We start from the raw sequence: 20,552 nt of genomic DNA, 5'->3' as shown, positions 1-20,552 counted from the left end.
AGTTAAGTGATTGAATAAAGAAGTCAGTAACTTGAAACACGACCTAGAAAATACAAGTATAGGTATCTGATACTGATTCATACTAAAAGTTACGTGGAATTAAAACTAGAATCTAGATCACATTAAGACAGTCGTGATTTGCAACAAACTTTTGCTTTATTCCATTCAAAAAACTTAAGTCCAAATCGGCTTATGTGGTTATAATAACTATTATAAAGTTTTGTTTAGCACCCCAGTTAATTTTTATAATCATACTTTTTGGTATTTTCACTCTATCTATTGATGATATAACACTATGTCTAGACGCTCAGCACCCTTTGTCGCCCCAGACTATATCGATGATCCTGCATCAAAAGATGGCAAAAAACATGCCAAAGTTTTGTTGTCAACGCTGCAAGAAGACATTGCAAACTTTCGTAATGAACAGTTTCCACCTGATATTTTGTGCCAGATTCGTGATATGCCTATTTATGAAGGCAACTTAGCCGAAGTCCAAACCTATCAACAACGTTGGCAAAATCTGCTTGAGCGTGCAAAGGATTTTTATCCAGCGGCCAATATGCCGCCTGACTATCTACCGCTCCCTGCCAGCCTTGAAATACCGCAATTCATCTATCACGTTCAGCGTCTACACTTAACTAAGACACGCGCTAAAGAATCCAAAAGCTTTGGGTCAGTAGGTGCTCTGACCGATAAGTGTGGTCAATATACGGATGATGAAATTGAGCGTATGACAGCAGTGTTAGACAACGATGACGAAGCGCGACTGGTAGCGCATCGTGAATTTATCGATCTGCGTGCTTATGTTTTTTGTCGCGATAGTAAGGGCGAGATGCTAGAGCCTGAGCGAGTACGCTTTTACCGTACCGGTCTTATTGTACATGCTCTGCCTGACTTTAAGATTGTTGATAGTCGCCAGACACCGCGTAAACGCCGCAACGATGCTTATAATAATCCGCTTGCAGACAATGGTGTGTGGAAAATTTATCGCAAAAAATAATAGATACTAGCGCGATATCGTTTTAGCCATACTGATTTTAGTCACATTGATTTTGTATTTTGTATTTTGTATTTTATTCAAATTTTTAAGGAGCCCAGATGTTTGCTGCCGCCGCCGGCTCACCAAATCTCATGTTGCAAGCCACTATATTTTTGGGAGCAGCATTGCTCTTTGTCCCTCTCGGTAAACGCTTTGGTATTGCAACGGTTTTAGGCTACCTCATCACTGGACTTATATTGGGCCCAAGTGGCTTGGATGTGGCAGGCGACGCTGAAAGTCTATTGCACTTTTCAGAGTTTGGCGTGGTAATGCTGCTGTTTATTATCGGGCTTGAGCTCCAGCCTTCGCGGCTCTGGGCATTGCGCCGCTCTATATTTGTATTGGGCGGTTTGCAAGTCGGTTTAACTGGTACGCTACTGATGTGGCTCCTACATCAGTTTTTCTCCTTACAACTAGATACTGCCTTTATAGTTGGTTTTGGTTTAGCGCTATCCTCTACCGCATTTGTACTACAGATACTGACTGAAAAACAGCAGCTTTCGAGCACTCATGGTCGAGAAGCCTTCACTATCTTATTATTCCAAGATATTGCGGTCATTCCATTATTAGCAGTCATTCCGTTCTTATCAGGGGTGCGTGAACAAAGCTACGATTTGATTTATTTTGGTAAAGTATTTGCTGTCTTTGCCGGTCTGATTTTTGCTAGCCGTTATGTGGTTCGACCCTTCTTCAAATTTGTGGCTTCTAGTGGTGCGTCGGAACTATTGACAGCGGTCGCCCTATTTATCGTGATGGGCGTATCTATCTTGATGGGTCAAATCGGTCTATCAATGGCATTGGGTGCATTTCTGACAGGTGTGTTGCTCGCTGATTCCGAATATCGTCACGAATTAGAAGCCAGTATCGAACCTTTTAAAGGGTTGCTATTAGGTCTATTCTTTATGTCGGTCGGTATGCTTACCGACGTCAAACTCATTTTGGCAGAACCCATCTTCATTATTGGCTGCGCCCTCGCCTTGATGTTTATCAAGTTTGCAGTGATTGCAGGGATTGCCAAAGTATCGGGCAATCGCTGGCCTACCAGTATCCGATTGGGCGTGACCTTGGCTCAAGGTGGTGAGTTTGCCTTTGTCCTATTCAGTGTCGCCACTGCCCAAAATGTCTTGCGTCCTGAACTTGCTAATACTCTTAACCTTGTCGTTACCATTTCGATGGCGCTAACACCTCTGGCATTCTTATTGTTAGAAAAAGTAGGTGAGCCGTTATTTGCCAAGAGTAAACCGAGTCGCGAATACGATACTATTCCTGATCATGAGCATCAGGTCATCATTGCAGGCTTTGGCCGCGTCGGTCAGATTATTGGTCGTGTACTGCGCATGCATAATATCGAATTTACCGCCATCGAACGCTCTGCAAACCGAGTAGATTTTGTAAGAAAATTCGGTAACCAAGTCTATTATGGTGACCCAAAGAACCCCGAAATTCTACGAGCGGCAGGTATTCAAAAAGCGCGGGTGTTTATTCTTGCCATTGACGATTTAGAGCGTTCTATCACCACCGCTCAGTATCTTCGTAAGAATTATCCTGAACTGATTGTATTAGCAAGAGCGCGCGATCGTCAGCACTATTATCGTTTGCGTGAGGTTGGTGTGCGGCACATCTGGCGTGAGACTTATTTGTCATCTTTGGACATGTCACGCGAATCACTACAGTTATTAGGCATCTCACCAGAAAAAGCGCGAGAAACAGTAAAAACATTCCGTGACTATGATGATGACTTGATCGAACGCCAACAAGCTATCTACGATGATGAAGCTAGCATGATTGAATCCGCGCAATCATCAATGGCTGAGCTCGAAAGCTTGTTTGATGAAGATATTGGTAAAGCACGTAAAATGGATTTGACCGACTTTTATGAGGCGTTAAAAAGCCAAGCAACACCAGTTGAGGAAAAGGATGATACTGCAACGGATTCTAAGCATTAACCCTAAGCCGTGGCTCTCAGCACTACCAACCCCTACAAACACTCGTGAAATACAGCCCCTAATCAGCTATGCAGTTTTTAGGGGCTTGTTTTTTATTCAGTGAGCTGGTGCAATCCCAGTTATCATTGTCTGGTATATGATAAAAGACCAGCGTCTGCTCATTTAAATAGCGTAACGGAAACGTCACGTTCTGAATCGTTGCCACTACCGCACAGTCAGTTTCTAGCACGCCAGCGGCCTGAGTATCGACATGCATGCGTATCTGCTGCTGCTCGGTACTCAGGGGCAGATTTACTGGGCACTGCCCTGTCTGCTGATAAATCAACGCCACTCGGTTTTGAGCATTCTTTGCAATATCATAAGCGTCAAACAATACTTCATTTGCTTTTGGCTTGGCAATAATCGGTAAAAACTGCACCTTAATCACCAATAGCGAAAACGCAAAAAAACCAAACCCTAATGCTAATCCAAATAAGCTAACACGGCCCTCTCTTTGCAGATGCGCTTTCTGTGCTGCCTCATCTTGCGGATAGTCATTTATCGCATCAGCGATCTCACGCCTTGCCATTCGGTAGTAATACGCATCCGTCCAACGTGCCACCATAAACGACCAAAACAGCCAAATAACAGCAGCAATACCGATACGTGTTGCCATCTGATAAGCATCTGGTACATAGGACATCGCTATAAATTCAAAGGCGACTAGCACCAACGCGACATTAAGCTGAATAAAAGACCACCCTGCGACACTATAGACAATCGCATCCATATAGCGCTTGCGATATAGCAACCAAGGAAAAGTGATAAAAAACGCAGCCCAATGCCATTTTGGCGACAGATAACCTTGCTGATCAAACTGCTCAAAGCGTTTAAGGTAATAACGCTGGGTACGGTTACCGATGAACCACTTGTCTAACTGCTTACGTTTAGCAGGTGTTAACGACTCTTGATAAAATGGTGGCGGTGAATCTGTCTCGATAAATAACATGGCAACACGCTCTACTTACTGACTCTTAGAAAAAGCATTTAAAAGATACCATTATATGATAATGCCAAAACCCATGTGTAACATAGAGAAACCATAGCACCGATCAGCAAATACGCGAAAATAGGATTGTCCGTTCACAGTTGTATGGATTTGACTTATAATAAGCAAACATCACCCACCTAATTAAGCCTTACGAATCCTATGAGTCAACATTCTGATATCAATGACAACGTCAATAGTACCGATACTACTGATGAGCAAACCCTTAATAGCACAAGTGAGCCTATCGATATCGATAACAGCACTAGCCAAGAGATAGAGCCGACCTCTGACAAGCATATCCGCATCGTCAATACGTTTATGAAGCGCCGTACGCACATGAACAAAAACGCTGAGCTTGCATTAACTGCTCCAGAGTTTTCTGAGTATTTGGTCAATAACAGTTTTGGTGATGGCGATCTTACCGGTATTGATAACCTACGTACGTTATTTGCTGATAGCCCTAACGGTCCAGATGCGCCGCTTACGGTAGAGATTGGTTTTGGCTTGGGTGATTCATTTATTGAAATGGCGGCCGCTGACCCTACTCGTAACTTTGTCGGTGTAGAAGTGCATGAGCCTGGTATTGGTAAATGTGCTTATATGGCTGGCACCCAAAATTTGAGCAACGTAAAAATCATCAACGGTGATGCCATTCAATTGCTCAAGCAACTACCAGAAAACCATATCGACCGTATTCAGCTATACTTCCCTGACCCATGGCAAAAGAAGCGCCACTATAAGCGTCGTTTTGTCAGTCCTGAACGTATGACCATCGTCACGCGCAGCTTAAAACAAGGCGGCTGGTTCCATACAGCAACTGACTGGGAGCATTATGCATTTTGGATGGTTGAAGTATTGGATGGTTTCGCTGGACTGACCAACAAAGCAGGTACAGGTAATTTCACTGAGCGTCCTGACTTTCGTCCAATGACCAAGTTTGAGCGTCGTGGCCTCGACCGTGGGCATGGCGTCTGGGATTTGATCTATATCAAAGACTGATCAATACAGCTCTACTTTTAAGTGTTTTGACAAAGCGGCTATCTGATGTAGCCGCTTTTTTGTGGCCTTTTATAGGCTGTAGAAAATATTTCTAAAAATACTAGACATCCTATGCATAACTATGTCTGCTGATATCTTAAGTGTATATCTTGAGTCATACTCCTGACTTTTAATGCCTATAGTATGATTATGCATAAAAAAAGATAAATTTATAATTTGTGAAACATAGCGCTTATAGCGTTGTTTGTAGACAAAATAATACCTGTAAAGTAGTTAGAAACAAAATATAGAATCCGTTCCTCATACTAATTATCTACTTAAACTTATGTATTATAAGGCTTTACAGAGTTCTCCCCATAAGCTGTGGATAACCCTGTGCATAAGTCACTACTTGACAACTTTATAGCTAAGCAACTTAAAGGATAAGGTAAAATCGTTCATTTTTTGTACAATTTATAAAACCTTTGAAATCAATAACTTATATTAAATTCTTACACATAAAAAATTATTTTAAATAATTTCTAAAATAATTTAATTATTCATAATGTTTCACAATCAGTAAAAATAAGCCTTTTATTTGTTGTGGACAACTCCTAACTCTATTGACAAGCATAGTCATTATCAGGTTCAAAACAACAGCAACCTATCGCATCGTTTCTATAAGTTTTCAGCCTCATACCATACGACAGATAGTGTCGTCTAGCATCTCTCAACGCTCATTATAGTGCTTTGCTTTTGTTATAATTACCTTATCAAATCAACAGTGTTAAGAAGTTGAGTCAAGTAATCAGCACGCCAAGTCTGACTTAAAAACAAGGATCATAACAGTATATTACGGACTTATTTTTACTTCTCTCGCTATTTAATTTTACTGTATAGTAGAACGATACATTCGATACTACTACCTATACCAGTCACGTGACAACCTATTTTTCGATAAAACAGCCAAACAATAATTGCCGATTTCATAACAGTCAGTATGCGTTTGCCAAAAGTTTTAACAGTACCAATATTTTATTTATAGCATCAACTTAACTACCGAAAACAAGGAATCCAATATGGACGACAATAAAGCCAAAGCCCTCAAAGCGGCATTAGGTCAAATCGAAAAGCAATTTGGTAAAAACACCATCATGCATCTAGGCGATGACTCGGCCATTATGGATGTCGATGTGGTCTCTACAGGCTCTCTAGGATTAGACATTGCGCTTGGCATTGGCGGTCTACCAAAAGGCCGTATCGTTGAAATTTACGGTCCAGAAAGCTCAGGTAAGACGACAATGACCCTGCAAGCTATTGCAGAATGTCAAAAGCAAGGCGGTACCTGTGCCTTTATCGATGCTGAGCATGCGCTTGACCCTGTTTATGCACGCAAGCTTGGGGTAAATACTGATGATTTATTGCTTTCTCAGCCTGACAATGGTGAGCAAGCACTTGAAATCACCGATATGTTGGTACGCTCAGGCGCGATTGACATGATCGTAATTGACTCAGTAGCCGCCTTGACGCCACGTGCCGAGATTGAAGGCGAAATGGGCGACTCACACATGGGTCTACAAGCGCGTCTTATGAGCCAAGCCCTACGTAAAATCACTGGTAACGCCAAACGCTCTAACTGTATGGTGGTGTTTATTAACCAGATTCGTATGAAAATCGGTGTTATGTTCGGTAGCCCTGAGACTACGACTGGTGGTAATGCGCTGAAATTCTACGCCTCTGTACGTATGGATATTCGCCGTATTGGTGCGGTCAAAAACGGTGATGAAATCATCGGTAACCAGACCCGTGTCAAAGTCATCAAAAATAAAATGGCACCACCTTTCCGCCAAGCTGAGTTCGAAATTACTTACGGTGAAGGTACGAACCATTTAGCCGAAGTCATCGACTTAGGCGTGGAGATTGGAGCGGTTGGTAAAGCAGGATCGTGGTACAGCTATGGCGACGAAAAAATCGGTCAAGGTAAAGCCAACTCTGTGCTTTTCTTAAAAGAGAACCCTGCCATTGCCCAAGAAATCGAAGATAAGATCCGTGACGAAAAGCTTGGTACGAAGAAAAATAGCAAAGCCGACGAAACTGAAGAAGCAGAACAGGCTTCTGAACCTGTACAATAATGGTTTAACGCTTAACCGTTGTCAGTCACTATGATTCATTATGAAAATTAAAACCTTAGCTGAAATTCTAGCTGAGTCGGGTGCCGACTCAGCTAGTTCTGTTGATAGCAAATCAAAAAAACCGTCCAAGAATTCTCATACGAAAGAGTCTAAAAAACCAGAGAAATACAGTAAACGGACTATCCGTTCAAGTAAAGATGATTCAGTCACAAATGACGCTACTATTGATACAGCGTTTTTTGAAGACTCCTCTCCTAAGTCAAAGAAAACTTCTAAATCTAAAAAACGTAAAAAGCGTTTCCACCCAGCGGCCAATTTTACCGCTGAGCCTATTGATACCCCTACATATCAACCCCCTGAAGCGCAAACCATCAAAGAGATGCTGGCAGAAGTCAAACTCGACATTCATAATGACGAAATTAGTGATGGTTTGACAACTGGTTCTAGTGATAGCACTGAGCCACTATCCAAAAACTCAGAAAATGAAGCTGAGCTTTTTGCTATCAATGGTAGTGAAACAGACAGCCAAAACGATAACATACCAGCCGCGCTCAAAGCTTACTTACGAACCCCTGAACAAAAACAAGCAGAAATCGATGCGATCAAAGCAGAAAGTCGATTGCGTTGGCTCGCATTTTATTATTTATCACGCCGTGAATACGGTAAGGCTGAGCTAAAGCAAAAGCTGATCGACAAAGAACAAGACCCAGAGAAAATTGATGCCCTGCTCGATGAGTTTGAAGAAAAAGGGTATCAAAGTGACTACCGCACTACCTTAATGCTAATACGTGAGAATATCCGTAAAGGTCGCGGACGTGGTCGGATTAAACAAGAATTCTATCGTAAGAAGATTGCTATGCCAGGTAACATCGATGAGCTAATCGATATGGCAAATACTGAGTCTGATGAATTTAGCGAGTTTGTAGATAATGATGCAGACAACTTAGTAGACGGTGTAGATTGGCTAAAACTGGCGGTGATAGCTCGTACCAAAAAATATGGTAATGAGATACCAGTTGAGCAAAAAGAAAAAGCTAAGCAGCTACGTTTTTTACAGTATAGAGGGTTTAACACCGATATCTGCTTTGCAGCACTTAATCATACTACAGAGTCGTTAGACGAGCGATTTTAAGGGCTTACTATCGCTATCACTGTCGCTGCCAAACGGTATTTATCGACAGTCATACTCTTGTGATAGACATAAAAAAGAGCACGTTATATAACGTGCTCTTTAATCAATGCTACAAGTCATTTTAATCTACGTAGTTTTAAAATATGCAGTTAGAAATTTTCGAATTTTAAGCTATTAAACTACTTGAACAAACTATTTAAAATTGCCAAGACGGCTAGATAACTGGCTAATGATTTGATCTATCTCTTCATTGGCCTCAGACTCATTATCCAGATTGCCATTAGGGGTTAGCTGATTCATTACCTCAGGCAACAGCTCAGCAAGTCCCTGTCTTACCTCAGTTTCATTAGCACCAGTATGAGCGGCTACTTGCTGAATTTCGTTTTCGTCAAACAAACGGTTGATTTCATTTGGATCTAAATTATCGTTTGCTTCGTTATTACTCATCCAAGAGCGCGCTTGACCTTCATAGCCCATACCAGTGATTTTCGACAATGCCCCGCTCAAACCACCATTACGTTTGATCCAGCTAAGTACCATAGGCATCAATGCTGCAACGAGCATACCTTTACCACCAAACCTACTATTAGTACGCTGACCACCTAATACACTACCTAAAATATCACCGAGTCCGCCAGCACCTGAACTCATACCACCGCGCTGACTACCGCCCGTGAGACCACCAATGATGTCATCTAAGTCAAAACCATTATCTGCTTGACGACTATTTTGTTGAGGGCTATAACCACCTACCTGACTGCCACCGCCCAACACACTACCTAAGATATCACCTAGTCCACCAGTCTGCCGTGTTTCAGTACGTTGGTTAACTGGATTGCGCTGAGCGTCGTCTGGATTCATTGCACTACGTGCCACTTGGCTCACTAAATTCCCTAATAAGCTCATTATCTATTCCTCTTTTTATCGTATTGTTTAGTACAAAAATACTACTAAAATTTATAAAACCTCATATCTGCCTATATGTTCTTTAATAACGGGACAGCAAAATTACGAGTTTTATTTTCTATTTTTAATATAACAGATTTTAATATAACAAACCTCTTTGCCCTTTGAGATAGCTATTTTGTTATGACGTGTAGGGATTTCTCATCGTAAAAGGAGAAATATAAGACCAATAAATACTCAGCTATCTAATATTACCCTTACTGATATTGGTTAAAATATTTAACTGTCGCCATTGCTCGTAATTTACTTGGTCGCGAAATATAGTAGTCGAAAACGTTCTTTGATAAGGTTCAACGATATTGAACTCGATACTCATCGCCCACTGGTAGCGATTGATATCGATTAACTCTGCTTGCCATAACTCATCGCCGCGTCCCGTTCGTATCAGTAATTGCCATTCTTTATCGACACGCTGACTGAGCGATGGCTGACTAATATGTAATAGTATCGGTCTCGATATGATCAGATAACTTGCAACTGCTGCTGAGACTATTAAGATTAGTAAATACTGCCATAAGGCCAAAGATGCAAACCATGCCAATATCATCATAACGCTAGTCAAGCTTACATATAGCAGCGTGCGTAAATAACTGGCAGGCGTGATAGCTGTATCAATACGTAGCGAGGTTACTGGCGTCATATAAGCGTACCATGGGAAACGTTAGATATTATGCCGATCCATTCTTTAAGAGCTAAACCAAGTCTTTGGTATGGCGCCATGTTTTTATCTTATTGACCAACGCCCAGATGTCATCCTCTTCTGGACGATTTTGATTAGTAAAGTAATCAAGCAAGTCTGGGTCTTCATGAGTCAGCATTTCTGCAAATGTTGCTTGCTCAGTAGCATCTGCTGTCAGATATAGCTCTTTGACGTAAGGATCAATATAAAAATCCAATTCTTTTAATCCGCGGCGAGCTTGATAAATGATACGGCGCTGTTCATTGGTTGGTTCTGGCTGAGTTGTGCTTGTCATAGATTTACTCTTATTAAATGGGATAGTCTTGTGGGTTTAGATAGTTTAGAAATAGATGTTAAGCATAGCGTATAGAATATTTATAGGCTAAAAATATTATTGCTCATCTGCATATATAAAGCGACATTAACAACGATGTGCTGACAGTTGACTCCATAAGGCCACTGCTTGCTGCATCATCGCCACATTATGCGTACGAATGATACTTGCGCCTTGTTGTACGGCTAACAGTCCAGCTGCCGTTCCTGCCGAATCACGCTCTAGCGCTTGCGTCGTACTCACAGCTTCAGCTCCACTTTTGGTCAATACTTCTGCTAAAAACCGCTTACGAGAAATGCCAAACATCATTGGCAGTCCTAATGTTTGCAAGCTGCTCAGCTGGCTTAATAATGCGCAGTGATGCTCATAGTTCTTAGCAAAACCAAAACCTGGGTCGATAATGATATTGCTTTGTTTGACGCCGATGCTAACTACTTCGTTAATACGGTCAATCAGCTCTGTACGCACTTCATCGATCACATCGTCATATTGCGCCAAATTATTCATTGTCGTTGGCTCACCGCGCATATGCATTAGCATAACAGGTATATTAAGCTCAGCCGCCAGCTCTGCCGCACCCGTACGTTTTAGTGCTCGTACATCATTCCAAATGTCAGCACCTTCATTAAATGCTGCCTGCATGACTTCAGGGCTGCTAGTATCAATCGATAACCAAATAGCATCACCACAATACTTACGGATGGCTCGAACCACTGGCACAACTCGTTGTATCTCATCATCAGTCGCCACAGTTTGCGCATTTGGACGAGTAGATTCACCACCGATATCGATAATAGTAGCGCCTTCATTTATCATCTGCTGACAGTGCGCAACGGCTTTATCTACTGCGTTAAACTGCCCACCGTCTGAAAACGAATCTGGCGTTACATTCAAGATGCCCATGATATGTGGCTGTGACAAATCTAAGGTCTTATCACGGCTAGACACTTGGTAGTTGGATAAAGGTTGGAATAATGACATGAATAATCCATCGCAAGTAAAGTTTATAATGCAGTTTTAATTATTGTTATCTACGCTTATGATACCAGTAAATCTTATAGGGTTCTAAATCCTTCATAAAATGATGACAATAAAAAAGCCCTTTATCATAAAGGACTTTTTATAAAACATGAATATGCTAGCACTTACATCGCTGGTAGTGGTGGCGGTGTAGCACCCGTTGTTTTAACGTCGTTTTTCGACAAGTTTACTTCGTTATGCTGATAAACTCTTGGTGGACGTGGTTCTTCACCTGCTAGAATATCTTGCAGTTGGTCACGATCAATAGTTTCCCAGTTCATCAGCGCATCAACCATCGCATGCATTTTGTCTTGGTTGGCTTCAATCAATTCACGAGCAATATCATACTGCTCTTCTAGCATACGACGCACTTCTTCATCAACCTTCTGCTGAGTAGCTTCAGAGATAGTACGACCACCACCGCCGAAATATCCTTGCGAGTTGTCATCATCTTCATACACCATGATACCAAGTGCATCAGACATGCCGTACTTCGTGACCATCGCACGCGCCATTTTAGTAGCACGTTCAAAGTCGTTCGAAGCACCCGTTGACATTTGATTGATGAATACTTCTTCGGCGATACGACCACCGAACAAAATAGCAATGTCGCTCAGCATTTTCGACTTATACATACTGGTCTGATCATGCTCAGGCAACTGCCAAGTGACACCAAGGGCAAAACCACGAGGCATGATAGTAACTTTATGCACCGGATCTGTACCTGGCAATAGCTCAGCTACTAGCGCATGACCCGCTTCATGATATGCAGTTGCACGGCGCTCTTCTTCGCGTATCACCATGGACTTGCGTTCAGGACCCATATATAGCTTGTCTTTTGCATCTTCAAAGTCATTCATATCGACGCTGGTCTTGTTGCGACGCGCGGCGAACAATGCAGCTTCGTTTACAAGGTTGGCAAGCTGTGCACCACTGAATCCAGGCGTACCACGAGCAAGAGAACTGGCATCTACACTAATTGTGTTTGGCAGTTTTTTCAAATGGACTTTTAGGATTTGCTCACGACCTTTGATATCCGGCAAGCCTACTTGTACCTGACGGTCAAAACGACCTGGACGCAATAATGCCTTGTCAAGTACGTCAGCACGGTTGGTAGCGGCAATGACGATAACGCCTTCATTACCTTCAAAACCATCCATCTCAACCAATAATTGGTTCAATGTCTGCTCGCGTTCATCGTTACCGCCGCCCATACCGGAACCACGATGACGACCAACTGCATCAATCTCATCGATAAAGATGATACAAGGCGCACTTTTCTTTGCTTGTTCGAACATATCACGGACACGTGATGCACCAACACCGACGAACATTTCAACAAAATCAGAACCTGAAATTGAGAAAAACGGCACTTTAGCTTCACCAGCAATAGCTCTCGCTAACAAGGTTTTACCTGTACCAGGAGGACCTACCATCAAGATACCACGAGGAATCGTTGCACCCAGTTTGGTAAATTTGTCTGGATCACGCAAGAATTCAACTACTTCAACGACTTCTTCTTTAGCTTCTTCACAACCAGCCACATCTTCGAAGTTAACGTTGATTTGATCTTCGGTCAGCATTTTCGCTTTTGATTTACCAAAGCTCATTGGACCGCCGCCTTTACCGCCAGCGCCGCCCTGCATATTACGCATAAAGAATAAGAACAGACCAATAATCAATAGAATTGGGAAGCTGGCTATCAGTAATTGCATTAATACGCTTTGGCGCTTTGGTGCAGTTCCTTGAACTTCGACTTGGTTCTCACGTAGCATTGGCATGAGCTGGTCATCTGACACAGCTGGTCTAATGGTCTCAAAAGATGAGCCATTTTTCTTTTCGCCGGTGATCTGTTCGCCGTCAATTTCGACACTGGCTACTTGGTTTTCTGACACAGCGGTCACAAACTCAGAGTAGTTAAGGTTATCTGGCTCAGATGATTGATCAAAGCCGCTAAACACCAGCACTAAAACGCCGATTACCACCAGCCACAATAAGGTATTTTTTACCATGTCGCTCACTAGTTATTCCCATCCCTTACTTATTGGTGTGTTTATTAAACACGTGACGTCTATAAACGTATTGCTCATTTTTAACGAATATCCCGATAATAAAAAGCTGCTAAATTAAACTTATATGATTTATAGGTAGCATAAAAATTGTTTTTATAAATAATCAGTATGAGATAAACATAGATATACGATCATTGAGCTTGTAAAACGCTTATTATCAGACGACTTTGCCTAAAACGTATGCTAAAAACAAAGGTAATATACCATGATATGTGGTGCTAACCCGCATAATTCAAGCAGGTTTCACGATTATTCATTTAACAATTGACGCAGCTTTTATATCGCGATAATAACACTTTATGGTGGTTTACCCTCACGCTTACAAGAGCAGCAACCTATTGATGTTAAAACTATTTAATCGCTATCCAAAACATCTCTTTTGAGCGTGGTCGTGACGCACCTGGCTTTATACTACGAATCTTACTAAAGTCCTGCTGCATCTGCTTGCGTAATTCTTGTGTACCCTCGCCTTGAAACACTTTCATAATAAGTGCGCCACCTTTTGGTAAGGTTGCAAGCGCGAAGTCCACTGCTAGCTCACATAAGTACATCATACGTGGCTGATCGATAGCACTGTTCCCAGCGGTATTGGGTGCCATGTCAGACAATACCACGTCGACTTGCCTATCACCTACTTCTGCCATAATAGCGTCAAACACTTCAGCTTCACGAAAATCACCCTGAATAAAGGTCACATCAGGCAAGGTATCCATCGCCAAAATATCAGAGGCAATCAAGATACCATCGTCACCTACCAATCGACCAGCGACTTGTGACCAGCTACCAGGCGCACTGCCCAAATCTACGACCGTCATGCCTTTTTTGATCAGGTTGGTTTTTTCATTAATCTCTAATAATTTATAAGCGGCACGGGCACGGTAGCCATCTTTTTGAGCTTTTTGTACATAATGATCATCAATATGCTCTTTCATCCAAGCACTGCTGCTCTTTGATAGTTTTTTGTTTTCGATACGCGTGGCCAAAATACCTGCTCCTATTGCTTTACTAAATCTAGCTGCTTTAATTGCTCTATTACTTACAAACTGATATTAATCCGTTGCGGATCATTCTAAATACGGTGTTAATCAGATTTTTTATTCATGGTTGGTTGCAAACTGACCAAATTCTATTGGTTAAATAACTGTTTTATAAGGCAGTAGCGTTTATAATGTACCAAACATTCAGTTTAACATTTTCGTCACGTAAAATCGTGCAAAATCCTGCTGATCTCATGCAAGATGGTCACAGATTATCTATAATGATCAATAACTGTTTTTGACAGTACCATTTTTATTTTTACCAACACTTAGGAATTCTATGCAACTCGATAACGCTACCATCAAACGTCTAAAAGGCATCGGTCACGAGCTAAAGCCTATCGTTATGATCGGCAACAAGGGTATTACCCCAACCATTACTGAAGAAATCGATCGCGCGCTAACAGATCATGAGCTTATCAAAGTGAAATTGCCTGCTGGCACGAAAGAAGAGCGTGACATCGTTGGCGCTGAACTTGCTAAAGCGGCTAATGCGTCTTTGGTTCACTCTATTGGTCGTATGGCATTATTACTACGTAAAAACCCAAATGCCAACCCAAAACTGTCTAACCTAGCACGTCACGCACAGTAATATGTCATGATAGACTGGCATTAAGTGACTGGCTTTTATGTTCACTTATATCATAGCCAAACGATAATGAAATACAAAGGCCGCGACGCTTCTTGCTCGCGGCTTTTATGTTTTCCGATAGTCTCGGTTATATTTACCATATAGTATTGGTGCCCTTAATCAGTATGATTTCTCTTGTTACTATCACCTCTTTATTATTACCGTTGAGACTTATCAATAATGAAACAATCTTTTAACCTCCGTCTAGCCAACGAGACGATAGCGAAAGACGCTCAGCAATTAGGTGTGTCTATAGAAGCACTAGAGAATATCTCTATCGAAGTAAGTGCAGAAATCATCCAGCAACCAGCTTTGCAACTAGTGCTGACCTATCAAGTGACTCTGCATAGCCAAATTCTAGCCAATCAATTCAATTGGCCAATATGGCAACAAACTCAAGTAAATTTCACTGATTATCTATGGGAAGAAACGTGCCTTGAATGTTTTATTGCTGGCAGTGAGGTTGATGGTAGTAAGGTTAATAATGAAGATATCGTGACATCTGACCAGATAGAACCTCACAAGACACCACTTCAGCAAGCAACCGCTTATATAGAGATTAATGCGAGTCCTGATGGTCGTTACGCTGTTTATCAGTTTGAGAGCTATCGTAACCCTGCGGCACTACCGCCAGTACCATTGTATGAGACCGACGGCACCACACGCGCATCTATTAATTGGCGTAACTGTAAGGAGCTAGCAGATAGATCAGGGGAGAACCCGTTATCTAGCACTCCAACGGTGGTGCAGACACCTGCTCATTATGAGCGTAGCTTTAGCCTTCCTATAACTCAATTGCCGAATCAACAATATGCTGTTGCAAACATGAGGATCGAACAAATACATCCTTGCGTCATCTTATGGTTTGGCGAAACTGATTTATACTTCGCGTCAGGCCATGCCTCTCCGCCTGATTTTCACAATCGCGACTATTGGCCAAATTTCGAGCTTTGATTTGGTTATATGAGCTGTACTCACTTAGGCGTCCCCTTTTCAAGCACAAAAAAAACCCAGTAATGTCATAAAGAGCATTACTGAGTTTGGAGAAAACTTTAGTCTTATTTAACTGATACCTACTTCATTTAACCGATGTTTATTTGTCAGCCATCGCAAGGTAGATACCACGATCTGATGCATCATCAACATACTGCGAGTCACGCCATGTCGTATAGCTGTAATTACCGCTATATGGGCTGATGCTGTTTTGACGGAAATCAGATACCCAATCATTGCCATCAAAAATCTGGATATGACCGTGTGGACGGCTTGACGTGCGGTTATAGACAACAACATCACCAACTTGTGGTGCCATGTCGTTACTGATCTTGGTGAAGCCAGCTTGGGCTAGCGTGCCACGAGAGGCGTACTGATAGGCTGAAGGGTTAGGCGTAAATTCATAACCTGCTGATTGTAATGCTTTACGTACATAGCGAGCACAGTAACCAGAGCTTCTAGATAGAGCGACGCGAGAGGCATTTGCTGCTGCAATAGCAGGAGCAGAGTTGCGGTCAGGTACACGGCTTGCTTGCTGCTGACGCTGTTCGTAAGACAAACGACTGGTCAGTGAAGCGAGCTGATATTCTTTTTGCTTAGCATGAGCGCTTAGGTTGTCAATTGCTTGACTGATCTCATCGTTGCTATATACATGGGCACCACTGTTAGTGCTATAGATGTTGCGACTAGAACCATAGTTCGCAGAAGTAGAAATATTTGTGATGGTATGACTCAAGGTATTATTTGGTTGAAAGGTTGTTTCGGCAGCACCACTCGTCTGTGCGATACCCATTCCCAATACTGACAAAATTAATAAAGCTTGTTTCATAAATTTACTACCTATTGTTAATACAAGTCTGCTCGTCATCCGTAACGAAGCATCAATTAATTTAGAGGATATAATCATCAAATAGACGTGATAAAATCCCTATTACAACGGTTCATTCTTTTCAAATAGTGACTAGTGCCAGTAGTACCTCCCACCTAGTCAACTATCTTATAAGCCATCTGCTATATATTGCTTTTAGCATGTCTGTTATGAGTATCGAGTTTGTCACCTATTAGATGAGTACTTACGATGTCAAAAAAACAACCTAATCGGCTTGCCCAGCTTATAGATCATCAAGCATTTGCTGGTAGCGCGCTACCTCAAACCCTTGCTAACAACATGCGACTATATATAGAAGCAACCAACGAGATAAAAGAGCTATTGGTAGACTGCCTACCTGAAGAAATACTCAACACCTGTTGGGTTGTAGGCTTAACACCTGAGCAGTTGATATTAAGTGTTAACTCAATGACAGCAGCAAATCATATTCGCTATTTACATAGCTCGTATTTGCAAATACTAACAGAGCAGTCAATTACATTTAAACAACTCAAGCAAATTCGCGTCGTTGTGGCTAAAAGCTCTGCCAATAATTATTCATCCAAACAATCATCAACATCATCACTGCACTTGCCAAATTCTCGTAAAGCCAATGAAAATCAGGCGCTTAGCCAGAACACAAAACGGACTATATCACAGGCCGCAGAGCATGTCACCACTGATGAAAATCTCAAAAAAGCTCTTTTGCGTTTGATTAATCATTAAAAATACCGACCATTAAATGTAAAGTTATGTAAATAAGAGCAGGTGATGGCATTGATAAAGATGGATTTTTGTAATGTATCAGATAAAAAAAATCCTCCGTTAGTTACATCCAGATCATGGATATAGCTAACGAAGGATTTAAAAACCATCTACAGCTTTGGTATTATATGCCTTAACAGAAAATTCATATAATCATATAGATAATATATTCAAAATATAGCATATTATATAAATGTAATTATGGGCTTCCTATGTAATATTGCGTAAATGTTTCGATACTTCCTGTATATTCCTGTATTTATCCTTCAATAACCAAATCATTAAGCGGTAAATACTCGATAGGACAGGTTACATTGTCATCAAAAGTTACAATTTCAAAGTTATCTTCGTTAGACAGTATTTCACGTACTAATAAATTATTTAGAGCATGACCAGATTTATAGGCATTAAAACGACCTAAAATTGGGTAGCCAATCAGATGTAAATCTCCCAAAGCATCTAAAATTTTATGACGAACAAACTCATCGTTAAAACGTAAGCCTTCGGCATTAAGTATGTTGGCATCATCGATAACGATGGCGTTTTCCATACTGCCGCCAAGTGCTAAGTTATTTTGACGTAGTGCTTCTATATCACGTAAAAATCCAAAAGTACGCGCAGTGCTTAATTGTTCGATAAAGTTCTGTGTAGAGAACTGCAACTGTGCATGCTGAAAGTTCTTATCAAATGCAGGATGATCAAAATCAATTTCGAAATTTAATTCATACCCTTCATAAGGACGTAGCTCTGCCCATTTATCTTCTAGCTTCACTCGTACTGGCCGTATAATTTTAATGAATTTCTTGGCCGCTTCTTGCTCACAAAATCCTGCATCTAGTAAGAGCGCAACAAAAGGCGCAGCGCTACCATCCATAATTGGTATCTCTGAAGCAGAGACACGAATCAATAGGTTATCCACTCCTAGACCAGCAATGGCACTAAGCAGATGCTCAACCGTGCCCACTCGCGTACCACCAAACACTAAGTTTGATGACATCATCGTGTCTTGTACTAAAAACGCACTCGCTGGAATTGATTGACTACCTTCTATGTCAGAGCGCTCGAAAACAATACCAGTGTCAATTGGCTGTGGATGAAACTCCAAGTCAACAGGCTGACCACTATGTAGACCAGTACCCGTAACGGCTATTGCTGTTTTTATGGTTCTTTGGTTCATGGTTGTCTTCTCACATATTTTGTTACAATTGACATAGTGTACCATTACCGACCCCTTATTCGCTATATATAAAAAGCGCTAATTTTCTTATCTCCTTGATTGATAACACTTATCGTCAACTTCCTATTGCTGATTTTTACTTTATATGGTCTATCTAATGCTATAAAAAAGTGAGACTCACATAATTTTCGACAGTCATATACATATAGATTACATAGAAAACTGTCATGACTTTTCTTATAGAAACGGTTCATCTTTCTTTAAACACAAAAAAACCAGCGTTGAAACGCTGGCTCTTTCTTACTTACAGTAAATTAGAATTACTATTTATTCTGTTGACGCTTTAAATAGTCCTGAATACTGTTTGTTTTCGTCTTAGGCTGCTCTTGAGGTGCACTTGCACTAGGACGTGCAACGCTATCTTGATACTGCTGAGCTTGAGACTGCTTCTGACTGTTTAAAGCGCTGGTATGCACATTAGGATCGACAGGTTGCGTGCTATTAACAGAAGGTACTGGCTGCTCTACTACTTCTGGCTCTTGACCTGCGTTTTCATCTAACGTTAAGCCAGTTGCGATGACAGTTACATGTAAGTCGTCACCCATTTTTTCATCAATCACAGAACCGTAGAAAATATGAGCGTCGTCAATATCAGTAATTTCTTCGACTATTGCACTGATTTTGCTCATTTCATCTAGTGACAATGACTCTGAAGAAATAACGTTAACCAGTAGACCTTTTGCATTTTCTAAACGCAAATCATCAAGTAGTGGTGATCTGATGGCTTTTTCAGTCGCTTGACGTGCACGATCATCACCGCTGGCACGGCCAATACCCATCATCGCATGACCTTTCGCAGTCATCGCCGTACGGATATCGTTAAAGTCAATATTGATCATACCTTCGCTAGCGATGGTTTCCGCAATACCTTGAACAGCATGCAGCAATACATCATCCGCTTTTTTGAAAGCATCTTGCATAGAGATGTTGCCGTATACACTCATCAACTTATCATTTGGAATCGTGATAATTGAGTCGACAAAGTTAGTCAGCTGCTCAATACCTGCTTTAGCAGCTTTGATACGCTTACCACCTTCGAATTTGAATGGTGTGGTCACAACCGCAACGGTCAGCACTTCCATTTCTTTCGCAATACGAGCAACAACTGGCGCTGCGCCTGTACCAGTACCGCCGCCCATACCAGCAGTGATAAACACCATATCTGAGTGCTCAAGCAATGCACGAATCGCTTCTTCTTCGCTCTCTGCTGCTTCACGACCCACTTCTGGATTTGCGCCTGCCCCTAGACCACGGTTCGTTTTTGCACCCAGTTGCAGTTTGTGCGGTGCAGTAAGACGATCTAGCGCTTGTTTATCTGTATTGGCACAAACGAACGTTACGCCTCTGATGCCTTGCTGTACCATATGTTCAACTGCATTACCGCCGCCGCCACCAACACCGAATACAGTGAAGCTTGCTTGGCCATTGTTTTGAAGCTGATTATCATCTGGCATGGTGTATTTTGACATAAAAAAGATTCTCCAGTTGCAGATAGCGTGTAAGTCGATACATAGTAACGCACTCATGTGGCGCGCTATCGACATACTATATATAAATGTATTTAAATAAAACAGGGTATGGCTAAAATCGATCAGTATAGACAATAATATGTCATTATCACTTAATACTTTATTTTTAAAACTAATTTATTCGCAATATTGCTCTATTTTTTTTGCTTAACTAACTTAGAGAC

The 20,552-nt window shown here is 41.5% G+C and carries 18 protein-coding genes; 8 read left to right on the top strand and 10 right to left on the bottom strand.

The features are described 5' to 3' along the window. The first annotated feature begins 295 nt into the window (after nucleotides 1-295). Both CXF69_RS09460 and CXF69_RS09455 read left to right on the top strand, forming a co-directional pair. On the top strand, nucleotides 296-1,000 hold the full coding sequence (locus tag CXF69_RS09460; protein WP_101205785.1) for a hypothetical protein: 705 nt from the start codon (nucleotides 296-298) through the stop codon (nucleotides 998-1,000). Between the two features lie 98 nt (nucleotides 1,001-1,098). Next, nucleotides 1,099-2,985: a monovalent cation:proton antiporter-2 (CPA2) family protein gene (locus CXF69_RS09455; protein WP_057761405.1), complete on the top strand. Its 1,887-nt coding sequence runs from the start codon at nucleotides 1,099-1,101 to the stop codon at nucleotides 2,983-2,985. Between the two features lie 58 nt (nucleotides 2,986-3,043). Here the strand turns inward: CXF69_RS09455 and CXF69_RS09450 are convergent, their stop codons facing one another. Then, the gene (locus CXF69_RS09450) at nucleotides 3,044-3,973 is read right to left on the bottom strand and encodes a DUF2628 domain-containing protein (RefSeq protein ID WP_101205784.1); all 930 of its coding nucleotides are present in this window, start codon (nucleotides 3,971-3,973) and stop codon (nucleotides 3,044-3,046) included. A 201-nt stretch (nucleotides 3,974-4,174) separates the two neighbouring features. Here CXF69_RS09450 and trmB point away from each other — a divergent pair, with 201 nt between their 5' ends. The 3 genes from trmB to CXF69_RS09435 all read left to right on the top strand — a co-directional run bounded on the left by trmB (nucleotide 4,175) and on the right by CXF69_RS09435 (nucleotide 8,257). Next, on the top strand, nucleotides 4,175-5,014 hold the full coding sequence (trmB, locus tag CXF69_RS09445) for a tRNA (guanosine(46)-N7)-methyltransferase TrmB (RefSeq protein WP_101205783.1): 840 nt from the start codon (nucleotides 4,175-4,177) through the stop codon (nucleotides 5,012-5,014). Between the two features lie 1,058 nt (nucleotides 5,015-6,072). Further along, complete coding sequence (gene recA, locus CXF69_RS09440; RefSeq protein WP_101205782.1) at nucleotides 6,073-7,125, top strand: recombinase RecA; 1,053 nt, start codon at nucleotides 6,073-6,075, stop codon at nucleotides 7,123-7,125. 40 nt (nucleotides 7,126-7,165) lie between these two features. Then, on the top strand, nucleotides 7,166-8,257 hold the full coding sequence (locus tag CXF69_RS09435; RefSeq protein WP_101205781.1) for a regulatory protein RecX: 1,092 nt from the start codon (nucleotides 7,166-7,168) through the stop codon (nucleotides 8,255-8,257). Between the two features lie 192 nt (nucleotides 8,258-8,449). Here the strand turns inward: CXF69_RS09435 and CXF69_RS09430 are convergent, their stop codons facing one another. The 6 genes from CXF69_RS09430 to CXF69_RS09405 form a co-directional block, all read right to left on the bottom strand. Then, nucleotides 8,450-9,163: a YidB family protein gene (locus CXF69_RS09430; RefSeq protein ID WP_101205780.1), complete on the bottom strand. Its 714-nt coding sequence runs from the start codon at nucleotides 9,161-9,163 to the stop codon at nucleotides 8,450-8,452. 241 nt (nucleotides 9,164-9,404) lie between these two features. After that, nucleotides 9,405-9,863 carry a hypothetical protein gene (locus CXF69_RS09425; protein WP_101205779.1) on the bottom strand — a complete coding sequence of 153 codons (459 nt, stop codon included), beginning with the start codon at nucleotides 9,861-9,863 and terminating at the stop codon, nucleotides 9,405-9,407. Between the two features lie 52 nt (nucleotides 9,864-9,915). After that, nucleotides 9,916-10,197, bottom strand: a complete 282-nt coding sequence (locus tag CXF69_RS09420; protein ID WP_057761419.1) for an FAD assembly factor SdhE — start codon at nucleotides 10,195-10,197, stop codon at nucleotides 9,916-9,918. A gap of 126 nt (nucleotides 10,198-10,323) precedes the next feature. After that, nucleotides 10,324-11,217 carry a dihydropteroate synthase gene (gene folP / locus CXF69_RS09415; RefSeq protein ID WP_101205778.1) on the bottom strand — a complete coding sequence of 298 codons (894 nt, stop codon included), beginning with the start codon at nucleotides 11,215-11,217 and terminating at the stop codon, nucleotides 10,324-10,326. Nucleotides 11,218-11,381: 164 nt separating this feature from the next. Continuing rightward, nucleotides 11,382-13,277, bottom strand: a complete 1,896-nt coding sequence (gene ftsH, locus CXF69_RS09410) for an ATP-dependent zinc metalloprotease FtsH (protein ID WP_057761422.1) — start codon at nucleotides 13,275-13,277, stop codon at nucleotides 11,382-11,384. Nucleotides 13,278-13,678: 401 nt separating this feature from the next. Next, nucleotides 13,679-14,311: an RlmE family RNA methyltransferase gene (locus CXF69_RS09405; protein ID WP_101205777.1), complete on the bottom strand. Its 633-nt coding sequence runs from the start codon at nucleotides 14,309-14,311 to the stop codon at nucleotides 13,679-13,681. 334 nt (nucleotides 14,312-14,645) lie between these two features. Between CXF69_RS09405 and CXF69_RS09400 the strand changes: the two genes are divergently transcribed. Both CXF69_RS09400 and CXF69_RS09395 read left to right on the top strand, forming a co-directional pair. Beyond that, complete coding sequence (locus CXF69_RS09400; protein WP_057761426.1) at nucleotides 14,646-14,957, top strand: YhbY family RNA-binding protein; 312 nt, start codon at nucleotides 14,646-14,648, stop codon at nucleotides 14,955-14,957. 219 nt (nucleotides 14,958-15,176) lie between these two features. Next, on the top strand, nucleotides 15,177-15,950 hold the full coding sequence (locus CXF69_RS09395; protein ID WP_101205776.1) for a DOMON domain-containing protein: 774 nt from the start codon (nucleotides 15,177-15,179) through the stop codon (nucleotides 15,948-15,950). Nucleotides 15,951-16,089: 139 nt separating this feature from the next. Here CXF69_RS09395 and CXF69_RS09390 read toward each other — a convergent pair whose 3' ends face one another. Further along, nucleotides 16,090-16,818, bottom strand: a complete 729-nt coding sequence (locus CXF69_RS09390; RefSeq protein WP_057761430.1) for a CHAP domain-containing protein — start codon at nucleotides 16,816-16,818, stop codon at nucleotides 16,090-16,092. A 249-nt stretch (nucleotides 16,819-17,067) separates the two neighbouring features. Between CXF69_RS09390 and CXF69_RS09385 the strand changes: the two genes are divergently transcribed. Beyond that, a complete protein-coding gene (locus tag CXF69_RS09385; RefSeq protein ID WP_101205775.1) occupies nucleotides 17,068-17,583 on the top strand; it encodes a hypothetical protein in 516 nt (171 codons plus the stop codon). Between the two features lie 298 nt (nucleotides 17,584-17,881). Here CXF69_RS09385 and lpxC read toward each other — a convergent pair whose 3' ends face one another. Together lpxC and ftsZ are read right to left on the bottom strand one after the other, a co-directional pair. Next, on the bottom strand, nucleotides 17,882-18,799 hold the full coding sequence (gene lpxC, locus CXF69_RS09380) for a UDP-3-O-acyl-N-acetylglucosamine deacetylase (protein WP_166739242.1): 918 nt from the start codon (nucleotides 18,797-18,799) through the stop codon (nucleotides 17,882-17,884). A gap of 323 nt (nucleotides 18,800-19,122) precedes the next feature. After that, on the bottom strand, nucleotides 19,123-20,328 hold the full coding sequence (gene ftsZ, locus CXF69_RS09375; protein WP_057761433.1) for a cell division protein FtsZ: 1,206 nt from the start codon (nucleotides 20,326-20,328) through the stop codon (nucleotides 19,123-19,125). Between the last annotated feature and the right edge of the window lie 224 nt (nucleotides 20,329-20,552).

Origin of the sequence: Psychrobacter sp. Choline-02u-9, assembly GCF_002836505.1 — a bacterium.
Taxonomy (GTDB): Bacteria; Pseudomonadota; Gammaproteobacteria; order Pseudomonadales; family Moraxellaceae; genus Psychrobacter.
This window is presented reverse-complemented; position numbering and strand designations above follow the sequence as displayed.